Raw genomic sequence first — 11,768 nt, forward strand, 5'->3', positions numbered from 1 at the left:
CTGTCGGCTGAAGGCGCAATCTGTGCAATGCAAAAGGGCTGCAGCCCCGGGGAGATGCAGCCCTTTGGGCTGGTGCAATGTCCGGCATGCCGCCTGGCACGCCGGGTATTCAGTGCAGGTCAGCGACCGTAGCCGCCGCGCGAGGAGCCGCCACGGCCACCGCCGCCGAAGCCACCACCGCCGCCGCCGCCACCGCGGTTGAAACCACCGCCGCCGCGGCGGCCGCGTTCGGCCATGGTGTCCACGCTGGTGCGCATCGGGTCGGGTTGGCCGCCGCCGGCGCCGCCGCGCGGTCCGCTGCTGCGTGCATGGCCGAGCTGCGTGCCCAGGTGGGCGTCAGCGCGTGGGGGCTGGTCGTCGAAGCGACGGCCACCGCCGCCTTCGCCGTCAGGACGCGGGCCGCGACGGGGGGCGTTCTGGGGACCTGCCTTGGGGCGGTGAGCAGCGCCGGAGCCGTTGCCCGGACCGTCGAAGCGGTCGCGGCGCGGCTTGTTGTTGGCGCCTGCGCCGGCGTGGTTGCGGCCACGGCCCTGGCCGCCTGCGCTGCCTTCGGAGCGGCCTTCGTCCGAGCCTGCCTTGGGTGCTGCCTGGCCACGGCCGCCTGCACGACCGCCGCGGTCGGGCTGGGCAGCCTTGTTGGTGCGGATGCGGTCCATCATTTCCTGGCGCGCAGCCTTGGCGGCGGCCTGCATGACGTCACGGCTGGGCGGCTTGCCCGCGCCGCCCCAGATGGTCTGGCGGCCCATGGCGATGGGTTCGGCCACTTCGCCTTCTTCCGGGCCGAAGCCTTCGAGCACCTGCACGGGGATTTCCTGCTTGGTGAAGCGCTCGATGTCCATCATGAAGCCTTCTTCGTCCATGCACACGAGGCTGACGGCATGGCCTTCGCGCCCGGCACGGCCCGTGCGGCCGATGCGGTGCACGTAGTCTTCGGAGACGTTGGGGATTTCGTAGTTCACGACGTGCGGCAGCTCATCGATGTCGATGCCGCGTGCAGCGATGTCGGTGGCCACCAGTGCGCGCAGCTCGCCGGTCTTGAAGCCGGCCAGTGCCTGGGTGCGTGCGCTCTGGCTCTTGTTGCCGTGCAGCGCCATGGCGCTGATGTTGTTCTTGGTCAGGAATTCGGCAACGTTGTTGGCGCCGAACTTGGTGCGCGTGAACACCAGAACCTGGCTCCAGTTGTTCTCGTTGATGATGTGCAGCAGCACCTGCTTTTTCTTGCCGCGGCCCACGGGGTGGATCACCTGGGTGATGCGCTGCACGGTGGTGTTGCTGGGCGTGACCTGGATGGACTGCGGATTGCGCAGCAGGCCGTTGGCCAGGTCGCGGATCTCGTCGCTGAAGGTGGCCGAGAACAGCAGGCTTTGCTTTTCCTTGGGCACCAGGGCCAGCACCTTCTTGACGTCGTGGATGAAGCCCATGTCCAGCATGCGGTCGGCTTCGTCGAGCACCAGGACTTCGACGGTGGACAGGTCCATGAAGCCTTGCTGCTGCAGATCCAGCAGGCGGCCCGGCGTGGCGACCAGGATGTCCACGCCCTTCTTGATGCGGTCGATCTGGGGCTTCATGCCCACGCCGCCGAAGATGACGGTGGAGTTGATGTCCAGGTACTTCGCGTAGCTGCGCACCGATTCCTCGACCTGCGCTGCGAGTTCACGCGTGGGCGTCAGCACCAGGGCGCGGATGCCCTTGCCGCCGAACTTGTTGCGCGGCACCTGGCCTTGCGAGAGGCGGTGCAGCATGGGCAGGGTGAAGGCCGCGGTCTTGCCGGTGCCGGTCTGGGCGCCTGCCAGCAGGTCGTGGCCGGCGAGCACCGCCGGAATGGCCTGTGCCTGGATGGGAGTCGGGTTCTCGTAACCCTCCTCAAGCACGGCCTTCAGAATGGCGGGAGCCAGATTCAGTTCTTCAAATGTCATGTGATCAAAGATGCGCCCGTCCGGGGCGCTGGGTATCAGCCTGCCGAGGCAACCAGGGCGGTTGCCGGACCAGTCGTAGGCGGATGAGGTTCAATGTCGGGAGCCTGGAAAACAGCGTCCATCGTCCCCAGCTGGAATGCTGATGTCACGGGCAACTGGAACCCGCAACGCAGGGTATTGTCGCATGCGCCGATAATCACGGCTGGCGTGCAACCGATTTGTTGCCCGGTTTTTGCAGAAATCAACGATTCAAGTACTCGGACCAGAATGGCTCAATACGTTTTTTCGATGAACCACCTCACCAAGACCGTGCCGCCCAAGCGGCAGATCTTGAAGGATATCTCTCTCAGCTTTTTCCCGGGCGCCAAGATCGGCGTGCTGGGTCTGAACGGCTCTGGCAAGTCCTCGCTGCTCAAGATCATGGCCGGGGTGGACAAGGAATTCGAAGGCGAGGCGCTGCCCATGCAGGGCCTGTCCATCGGCTATCTGCCGCAGGAGCCTCAGCTCAATCCAGAGCACACGGTGCGCCAGGCTGTGGAAGAGGCCATGGCCGAAGTCAACGCGGCCCGCGCGCGCCTCGATGAAATCTACGCCGCCTACGCCGAGCCCGACGCCGACTTCGACGCGCTGGCTGCCGAGCAAGGCGAGCTGGAAGCCAAGATCGCCGCTGCCGGCACCGACTCCGAGCACCAGCTGGAGATCGCCGCCGACGCCCTGCGCCTGCCGGCCTGGGACGCCGTGATCGGCAAGCTGTCCGGCGGCGAGAAGCGCCGCGTGGCGCTGTGCAAGCTGCTGCTGTCCAAGCCCGACATGCTGCTGCTGGACGAGCCCACCAACCACTTGGACGCCGAGTCCGTGGAATGGCTGGAGCAGTTCCTGCACCGCTTCACCGGCACCGTGGTGGCCATCACCCACGATCGCTACTTTCTGGACAACGCTGCCGAGTGGATCCTGGAACTGGACCGTGGCCACGGCATTCCCTACAAGGGCAACTACTCCGAGTGGCTGATCCAGAAGCAAAACCGCCTGGAGTCCGAGCAAAAGGGCGAGGAAGCCCGTGCCAAGGCCCTGAAGAAGGAACTGGAGTGGGTTCGCCAGAACGCCAAGGGCCGCCAGGCCAAGTCCAAGGCGCGTATCGCGCGCTTCGAGGAACTGAGCGATTTCGAATACCAAAAGCGCAATGAAACCCAGGAAATCTTCATTCCTGTGGCCGAGCGCCTGGGCACCCAGGTCATCGAGTTCAACAACGTCACCAAGAGCTTTGGCGACCGCGTGCTCATCGACAACCTGACCATGAACATCCCCGCTGGCGCCATCGTCGGCATCATCGGCCCCAACGGCGCCGGCAAGTCCACGCTGTTCAAGCTGATCGCGGGGCGCGAGCAGGCCGATTCCGGCGAAGTCATCGTGGGCCAGACGGTCAAGATGGCCTATGTGGAGCAGACGCGTGACGCGCTGGCCAACGACAAGACGGTGTGGGAAGACATCTCGGGCGGGCTGGACATCATCAACGTCGGCAAGTTCCAGATGGCCTCGCGCGCCTACGCAGGCCGCTTCAACTTCAACGGACAGGACCAGCAAAAGAAGGTCGGCAACCTCTCCGGCGGCGAGCGCGGCCGCCTGCACCTGGCCAAGACGCTGATCCAGGGCGGCAACGTGCTGCTGCTGGACGAACCCTCCAACGACCTGGACGTGGAAACCCTGCGCGCGCTGGAAGATGCGCTGCTGGAGTACGCGGGCACGGTGCTGGTGATCTCCCACGATCGCTGGTTCCTCGACCGCATCGCCACGCACATCCTGGCCGCCGAAGGCGATTCGCAGTGGGTGTATTTCGACGGCAACTACCAGGAGTACGAAGCCGATAAGAAAAAGCGTCTGGGCGAAGAAGGCGCCAAGCCCAAGCGCATGCGCTACAAGGCACTGAAGTAAGCATCAAAGGCAAGCCTCAAAGCGCCTCCGGCACGGGCTGGAGCCTGTATTCTTCGGGCCATGAATCCTCCACCCGTTTCTGTTGCCGCGTTGCAGGCCTGCCTGGTGCAGGCTGTCCGCGGCTCGGAGGCGCTGATCCTGCGGCTGCTGCAGCGCACGGCTCATGCCATGGAGCAGGCCGAGCTGCCTGGCTCCGGCCTGCCGCGCCGCGCTGAAATCCCCGAGGCGCTGGAATTGCTGGCCCGCCACCGGGCCGCCATGCTCAAGGGCTATGGGCTGGCGCTGCTGGAATGCTTTGGCCAATCCGGTGGCGCTGCCGCCTGGCCGCCGGTGCCGGGCATCTCCGGGGCGTCCGGTGTGCCCGGCACCACTGATTTCGCCTCCCTCTCCCTGCTGGATGACTCCGTGCTGCAGTCGCAGCTGGCACACCAGCGCCTGCTGCAGCATGTGGCGCCGCAGGTGGAGATCGCACTGGCTGAGCTCGATGCCCTGGTCAGCGCCATCCAGGGCCTGGACCGTGTCCAGCCCGAACGCAACCCGCTCAGGCCCCACAACTATGTGCAGGCGCTGCAGCGCGTGATCGACGACACCGGGGTCGAGCCCGAATGCGCCGCCTGCTGGCTGGGCTTCATGCGCGAGCATCTGGGCGCATTGCTGGTATCCGAGTACGGCCATGTGGCCCAGTCCCTGCGCGACCAGGGCGTGCAGCCTGCCGCCTATGGCGTGGCACCGCCGCCCGAGCCGGGCCGGCGCCAGACCGACATGCCGGGGCCGAACCGCTGGCGTGCGCCTTCACACTATGGCGATGCCGTGGCACAGAGCCGCGCCTACGGCGCCTTCGGCCAGCAGGCGCAGGAAGATGAGCTGACGCGGCGCCTGGTGGCCGCCCTGCTGTCCGACCCCCGCTGGATGGATTCACACCGCGAGGCGCCCGCTGCGGCGCCTTCTTCCATGCTGGCGCTGGCCCAACCATCCGCCTATTCCGTGCCCGGGCAGTTTGCGCCGGCCATGGACGGCGCAAGCCGGCTGCAGACCACCGCCTGGCAGGGCAGCGAGACGGCACCCACCGTGCTGGCGGCGCTGCCCGAAGGCTGGACCTCGCTGAGCTGCATGGCGCTGGAGTCCGTGCAGCACCACTCGGCCCAGCTGGAGCAGCTGATGCAGGCCCTGCAGCCGCAGGAGCCGCAGGAGCCTCCCCCGGGCGCGCGCGCCGACGACGGCGCGGCGCTGCATACGCTGCAGCGCATGATGCGCTTCATGGCCGCCGACACGCGCCTGCTGCCTTCCGTGCAGCGCACGGTGGGCCGGCTGGAGCCGCTGCTGCAGCAGCTGGTGGTCCAGGACACGCGCTTTTTCGAGGATCGCAATCACCCTGCGCGCCAGCTGCTCGACGAGCTGACGGCGCGCAGCCTGTGGTTCGACAGTGAATCCGCACCGGGCTATCGCCAGTTCCTGCAGGTGGCCGATTCCGCTGCCATGCGGCTGGCAGCCCTGCAGCGCGCCGATGCATCGGCCTTTGCCACGGTGCTGCAGCAGCTGCGTGACGGTTGGGGCGGCAGCGGCATGCAGCCCGTGGGACCGAGCGAAGCGCCTGAAGATGGCACGGTGACCGGCCCCGTCTCGGCCGCGCTCCGGCGCGTGGAAGGGCGGCGTGCGGACCCGCGCTGGCCGGAAACCGCCATGCCCCGGGCCGAGCAGATCGCAGCCGCCATCCGGCGCCTGCCCAGTGCCCAGGGCGTACCCGATGACATCCTGGAATTCGCCACGGGGCCGTGGGCCCAGGTGATTGCCAGCGTCCAGGAGCCTGTGGACGGCAGCGAAGCCCGCGACCCCGGCGGCTACCTCGCCCTGGTGCCCAGCCTGCTGTGGAGCGTGTCCGCACACGCCGGCCGCGATACCGACCGGCTGGTGGCGCTGGCGCCGCGCCTGCAGGCCCGGCTGCGCGCCGGCCTGCGCAGCGTGGGGCGCACGGAGGAGGAAATCCAGGCCTTTGCCGCGCGCCTGGCCGGCCTGCACCAGGATGCGCTGGATGCCGGTGTGGTCCGCCAGCCCATAGAGAGCGTGGATATTTATCTGGACTCCGTGCCGCCCACCGTCTATGGGTCGGACTCGGTGCTGGCGTCCCTGCCTTCCCGGTTCGATGCTGCCGGGCCCGGCCAGACCAGGCCCGTCCAGGCAAGGCCCGGCTCCTCGGCAGCGCGCCTGCCACAGTCGTTGTTCGGCGTGGCGGCCTCCATGCCGGTGCCGCTGGATGTGCCGCAGCCCATGGCGAGCGATATGGCGCACGAGATGGCCACCCTGACCGAGCAGGACCTGGAGCTGCCCGAGGCGCTGCAGGACGAGCTGCCTGCCCCCCCGGCCGTTGCGGCGTCGCCGACCAGGATGCCTGGCGAGCCTGCCGGGCCCCAGGTGACGCCGCATGCGACATCCGTGGCACCTGCACCTGCACCTGCACCTGCACCTGAACCTGTGGCGCCCGTGGTCTCCGAGGACTGGGCGCTGGGCACCTGGGTGGAGCTGTCCAATGCCCGGCAGAGCATCCGCACCCAGCTGACCTGGGTCAGCCCGCAGCAGACGCTGTTCCTGTTCACGGCCACGGATGGCAGCACCCAGTCCATGACGCGCCGCATGCGCGACAAGCTGCTGGCGCAAGGGCAGCTGCGGCGCGTGGACTGAGGCGCCTGCCGGACATGCGCCGGCGCCGATGGGGACGAATCGTGCCCAATTCGGGCGTTGCGGAGGTTGAGGCTTGAGGCGCGTCAAAAAGACAATGTCTTGCATCGATGCGCCCCGGATCACGGGGCGCATTACCACCGAATAGACCCCACCAGCAGGAGACAGGAACCATGGCGCGTTTGAGGATAGGCATCGTCGGAGCAGGCATTGGCGGATTGGCGGCAGCCAATGCGCTGCACCAGGCAGGGCATGAAGTATTGGTGTTCGAGCAAAGCCGGCAGTTCCTGCGCGTGGGCGCGGACATCAACCTCACGCCCAATGCCGTGCGCGCCCTCGATGGCCTGGGCGCCGACATTGCCGCCGCCGTGCGCGCCAGCGCCGCACGGCCCACGCACCGCATCAGCCGCAACTGGGACACGGGCGAGGAAACCTCGCGCCTGACCATGGGTGACGAGGCCGAGCGCAAATACGGCGCACCCCAGCTCACCATCCACCGCGCGGACCTGCTGGCGGCCCTGGCCGATGCCTTTCCGCTGGACCAGGTGCAGTTGGGCAAGCGCGCCAGCCAGATCACGCAGACGGGGCAAGGCGTGGACATCGCCTTCACCGATGGCAGCGAAGTGGCCGGGCTGGACGCACTCATTGGCGCGGACGGCATCCACTCCGTGGTGCGCGCGGCCCTGTTCGGCGCCGAGAGCCCGCGCTTCACGGGCGTGGTGGCCTTCCGCGCGGTGGTGCCTACCGAGCGCGTGCGCCATGTGCCCGACATCCAGGCCTTCACCAAATGGTGGGGCGCCACGCCGCAAAGCCAGATCGTGACCTTTCCGCTGAACCAGGGGCGCGATACCTTCATCTTTGCCACCACGGCCCAGGAATCGTGGCATGAGGAATCCTGGACCACGCCGGGCAGCGTCGAGGAGTTGCGCGGCTTCTACGCCGATTTCCATCCCGACGCGCGTGCGCTGCTCGACGCCTGCGACACGGTGCTCAAGACCGCGCTGTACGAGCGCGATCCCCTGCCGGCCTGGTCGCAGGACCGCATCACGCTGCTGGGCGATGCCTGCCACCCGATGATGCCCTTCATGGCCCAGGGTGCGGGCATGGCCATCGAGGATGCCGTGGTGCTGGCGCGCAACCTGGACGCTGCCCATGGATCGCAGCAGGTGCCCGCTGCCCTGGCGCGCTACCAGGCCATGCGCATGCAGCGCACCAGCGAGATCCAGATCGGCTCGCGCGGCAACAACTGGCTGCGCGCCGGTGGCAATGCCGATGGCGTCTACGGCTACGACGCCTGGGCGGTGGCACTGCAGGCCTGAACCCGGTCAGGGCCGGCAGGCGGCCAGCTCCCTGGCACAGGGCAGCTCCAGCCCTTCGGCCGTGGTCAGCGACTGCGCGGCCAGCACGGCGCGCACCGTGGCCAGGGCCACGGCCTCGGCGGCCATGGCGGACAGGGTCAGCATGCCCAGCGAGTGCTCGGCCAGGCCCGTGCCCAGGGCGAACAGGGTGTCGCCATCGCTCATGGTGTGCACGGGTCGTATGGCGCGTGCCAGGCCGTCATGGGCCACCACGGCCAGGCGCTGGGCCTGGGCCTTGGTGATGCGTGCATCGGTGGCAACCACGCCGATGGTGGTGTTGGTGCCTGCCAGCAGCGGCCGGGGCTCTTCGCCGCGCAGCAAGGCACGGCAGGTGTCGTGCAGCTGGCGGCCATCGGGGCTGCGCGCGCCGGCCAGCAGCACGCCGCTGTGGGGATCGACCACATCGCCCACGGCATTGCAGGCGATCAGCGCGCCCACGGTGACGCCGCGCACGGTCAGCGAGGCCGTGCCGATGCCGCCCTTCATGGCGCGATCCATGCCGAAGACCTTGCCCACGCAGGCGCCCATGCCGGCGCCCACATTGCCCTCGGCAGGCCGCGCGGCGCTGGCGGCCTGGCAGGCCGCATGGCCGGCATCGGCCCCTGGGCGGATGCGGCTGTCGCCCACCGCCAGGTCGAACAGCACGGCGGCCGGCACGATGGGCACGCGGCCCACGCCCACATCCAGCCCTATGCCCTGCTCGTCCAGCCAGCGCATGGCGCCGCTGGCCGCGTCCAGCCCCCATGCGCTGCCGCCCGAGAGCATGACGGCATGCACCTGCTGCACCAGGTTGGAGGGATGCAGCAGGTCGGTCTCGCGCGTGCCGGGGGCGGCGCCACGCACATCGCAGCCCCCCACGGCGCCGCCGCGCGCCAGCACGACGGTGCAGCCCGTGGGGCGGCGGGCATCGGTGTGGTGGCCTACCTCGATGCCCTGTACGCGGGTGATGGAGCCGGGGTCTGAGTCGGTGCTTGGCATGCGCTGCTCTGCTCTGTGATGGACAGGCCTTCACCTTAGCCGAAACGGCAGCCCTGCACCCGGTCTTCAGCGCAGCACTTCCAGCTGCGTGACCACGAAGGCGCCCTGGTCCTGCTCGGCGCGAAAGCGCACCTTGTCGCCAGCCTTGAGGGCGGGCTCGGGTGCTGCCACGCGCAGCTGGAAGACCATGGTCATGGGCGGCATGCCCAGGTTCTTGAGTTCGCCGTGGCGCAGCGTGACCTTGCTGGTGCGTGCATCCCAGCGCGTGACCTCGCCTTCGCTGAGGTCCTGGCTGGCGGCGGCAGGTGCAGTTTCGGCAGATTGCGCGCCATGCGCCGCATGGTCGTGGGCCGTGGCCTGGGCACAGGCCCAGGCCGGGATCAGCGCGGCGGCAAGGGCCAGGCGCACGGCAAGGGCGGTACGGGACGTACGGGAAACAAGGAGGGCTGTGTTGTGCATGGTGTGCTCCGGGGTTCAGCGGTAGCTGGTGAAGGTGCGGGTGGAAACGTCGCTGTTCATGAGGTTCTTGGTGATGAGCAGCACCTCGTAGGGGTCCTTGCGGCCGCCGTACTCGGGGCCGTCCATGCCGGGGCTGCCCACGGGCATGCCGGGCACGGCAATGCCCAGCGCCTTAGGCTTTTGCCTGAGCAGCTTGTGCACGTCGGCCGCAGGCACATGGCCTTCGAGCGCATAGCCTTCGACCAGGGCCGTGTGGCAGGAGCCCAGGCTCGCCGGAATGCCCAGCCTGGCGCGCACGGCGCTGTTGCCGGTGTCGTGCACGGTGACGGCAAAGCCGTTGTGCTCCATGTGCACCACCCAGTCCTGGCAGCAGCCGCAGTTGGGGTCCTTCCAGACCTCCACCGGGATGCGGGCCGTGGGTGCGGCCGCCCACAGCGAAGGGGCGGCGAATGCCGTGCAGGCCACGGCCATGCGGCGCAGTGCACTGCGGCGCGGGTGGGCGGATGCCATGCGTTCATGTTTCATGGGGTGCTCCTGAAGGGGGAAAGAAGTGGCGCGCTCATTGCGTCACCGTGATGGTTCCGCGCATGCCGGCCTGGTAGTGGCCGGGGATGAGGCAGGCAAAGTCGAAGCTGCCTTCGCGGTTGAAATTCCAGACCAGGTCGCCGGATTGGCCGGGCGAGACATGGGCCATGTAGGGCTCGCCGTGCTCCATGGTGGGGAACTTGAGCATCATCTGCGCGTGCTCGTCCAGCGAGGCCGGCGTGCCCAGCACGATCTCGTGCATGACCTGGCCCTTGTTGGCCACGCGCAGGCGCACCGTCTCGCCGCGCCTGACGCTGATGCGCTCTGGTGTGAAGCGCATGTTGTCGCTCATGTCCAGGGTGATGGTGCGCCGGGCGGCCGAGGCATCGCCGGCGATGCCCCAGGGCTTTTGCTCCTTGACCGCGGCGGCCTTGGGAGCGTCATCGTGGGCCCCGCTGCCATGGGCGAAGACGGCAGCGGGGCCGGCAAGCAGTGCCGTGGCGAGGAGGAGGGCAAAGGTGTTCATGAGGGACTCCTTGGGTGGCATCAGTGGTGCTCATGGCCCGCACCGGGCTTGCGCACGCTGGGCGCGCCGGGGGACTGGCCGGGCGTGGTCTGGCGCGGTGCGGAGGCTTCGGCCGCCGGCCCCTTCCATTCATAGGCCACGCTGCCCTTGGGGTGGGTGAACCAGCCCGGGTCGCCGTAGTCGTTGGCGCCCAGCTGCTCGCGCACCTTGAGGGTGGTGAACATGCCGCCCATCTCGAGGGGGCCGAAGGGGCCCGTGCCCGTCATCATCGGGAAGGTGTTGTCGGGCAGCGGCATTTCCATGGCGGCCATGTCGCCCATGCCGCGCTCGCCCATGACCATGTAGTCGGGCACGATCTTCTGGATCTTGCCGACCAGGCCCCGGTGGTCCACGCCGATCATGGTCGGCGTGTCGTGGCCCATGGCGCCCATGGTGTGGTGGCTCTTGTGGCAGTGCAGGGCCCAGTCGCCCAGCTCGTCGGCGATGAACTCCACCTGCCGCATCTGGCCCACGGCCACGTCCGTGGTCACCTCGGGCCAGCGTGCAGACCGGGGCACGGGGCCGCCGTCTGTGCCCGTGACCTCGAACTCGTGGCCATGCACGTGGATGGGGTGGTTGGTCATGGTCAGGTTGCCCACGCGCAGGCGCACGCGGTCGCCGCGCCGGGCGACGACAGGGCTGATGGCGGGGAACACCCGGCTGTTGAAGGTCCAGATGTTGAAGTCCGTCATCTCGGCCACGCGTGGGGTCATGGAGCCGGGCTCCACGTCGTAGGCCGACAGCAGGAAGGCGTAGTCGCGCTGGACCTCGGCGATCTGCGGGTGCGCGGCCTTCGGGTGCGTGATCCATAGGCCCATCATTCCCATGGCCATCTGCACCATCTCGTCGGCATGCGGGTGGTACATGAAGGTGCCGGGACGGCGCGCCGTGAACTCGTAGACAAAGGTCTTGCCGGGCGGGATGTGCGGCTGGGTCAGGCCGCCCACGCCGTCCATGCCGTTGGGCAGGCGCTGGCCGTGCCAGTGCACGGTGGTGTGCTCGGGCAGGCGGTTGGTCACGAAGATGCGGACCTGGTCGCCTTCCACCACCTCGATGGTCGGTCCCGGGCTCTGGCCGTTGTAGCCCCACATGTTGACGAAGAAGCCCGGCGCCACCTCGCGCACCACGGGCTCGGCCACCAGGTGGAATTCCTTGACGCCTGCGTTCATGCGCCAGGGGGTGGTCCAGCCGTTGAGCGTGACCACGGGGCGGTAGGGGCGGCCGTTGGGCGGGGCCAGCGGGGCGGCGGTCTCGGCCGAGGACTGGGTCGCTGCCTCGGGCAGGGCGGCCAGGGCCACGCGGCTGACGGCGGCACTGGAGACGGCGGCCACGGCGGCGCCGGTGAAGAAATTGCGGCGGTTCATG

The 11,768-nt window shown here is 68.6% G+C and carries 9 protein-coding genes; 3 read left to right on the forward strand and 6 right to left on the reverse strand.

Features of this window, described 5'->3' with window-relative positions; all coding sequences use genetic code 11:
- Nucleotides 1-119: 119 nt before the first annotated feature.
- Complete coding sequence (locus tag ACF8O7_RS04565; RefSeq protein ID WP_016452439.1) at nt 120-1,916, reverse strand: DEAD/DEAH box helicase; 1,797 nt, start codon at nt 1,914-1,916, stop codon at nt 120-122.
- Between the two features lie 267 nt (nt 1,917-2,183).
- Between ACF8O7_RS04565 and ettA the strand changes: the two genes are divergently transcribed.
- From ettA to ACF8O7_RS04580, 3 genes are all read left to right on the forward strand, one after another.
- The gene (ettA, locus tag ACF8O7_RS04570) at nt 2,184-3,845 is read left to right on the forward strand and encodes an energy-dependent translational throttle protein EttA (RefSeq protein ID WP_016449924.1); all 1,662 of its coding nucleotides are present in this window, start codon (nt 2,184-2,186) and stop codon (nt 3,843-3,845) included.
- A 60-nt stretch (nt 3,846-3,905) separates the two neighbouring features.
- On the forward strand, nt 3,906-6,521 hold the full coding sequence (locus tag ACF8O7_RS04575; RefSeq protein WP_392442541.1) for a DUF1631 family protein: 2,616 nt from the start codon (nt 3,906-3,908) through the stop codon (nt 6,519-6,521).
- Nucleotides 6,522-6,691: 170 nt separating this feature from the next.
- Nucleotides 6,692-7,837 carry an FAD-dependent monooxygenase gene (locus tag ACF8O7_RS04580; protein ID WP_392442543.1) on the forward strand — a complete coding sequence of 382 codons (1,146 nt, stop codon included), beginning with the start codon at nt 6,692-6,694 and terminating at the stop codon, nt 7,835-7,837.
- Between the two features lie 6 nt (nt 7,838-7,843).
- Here the strand turns inward: ACF8O7_RS04580 and ACF8O7_RS04585 are convergent, their stop codons facing one another.
- The 5 genes from ACF8O7_RS04585 to ACF8O7_RS04605 all read right to left on the reverse strand — a co-directional run bounded on the left by ACF8O7_RS04585 (nt 7,844) and on the right by ACF8O7_RS04605 (nt 11,767).
- Nucleotides 7,844-8,854, reverse strand: a complete 1,011-nt coding sequence (locus tag ACF8O7_RS04585) for a P1 family peptidase (RefSeq protein WP_392442546.1) — start codon at nt 8,852-8,854, stop codon at nt 7,844-7,846.
- A gap of 66 nt (nt 8,855-8,920) precedes the next feature.
- Entirely contained in the window at nt 8,921-9,313 is a 393-nt protein-coding gene (locus ACF8O7_RS04590) for a copper-binding protein (protein ID WP_016449920.1), read from the reverse strand.
- 15 nt (nt 9,314-9,328) lie between these two features.
- Nucleotides 9,329-9,838 (reverse strand): DUF411 domain-containing protein, encoded by a 510-nt coding sequence (locus tag ACF8O7_RS04595; protein WP_392442548.1) that lies wholly within the window; start codon nt 9,836-9,838, stop codon nt 9,329-9,331.
- Between the two features lie 34 nt (nt 9,839-9,872).
- Nucleotides 9,873-10,364, reverse strand: coding sequence for a plastocyanin/azurin family copper-binding protein (locus tag ACF8O7_RS04600; protein WP_016449918.1), 492 nt, complete (start codon nt 10,362-10,364; stop codon nt 9,873-9,875).
- A 20-nt stretch (nt 10,365-10,384) separates the two neighbouring features.
- Nucleotides 10,385-11,767, reverse strand: a complete 1,383-nt coding sequence (locus ACF8O7_RS04605; protein ID WP_016449917.1) for a multicopper oxidase family protein — start codon at nt 11,765-11,767, stop codon at nt 10,385-10,387.
- Nucleotide 11,768 lies beyond the last annotated feature (1 nt).

The organism is Delftia sp. WSY_16, from assembly GCF_043104415.1.
Taxonomy (GTDB): domain Bacteria; phylum Pseudomonadota; class Gammaproteobacteria; order Burkholderiales; family Burkholderiaceae_C; genus Comamonas; species Comamonas tsuruhatensis.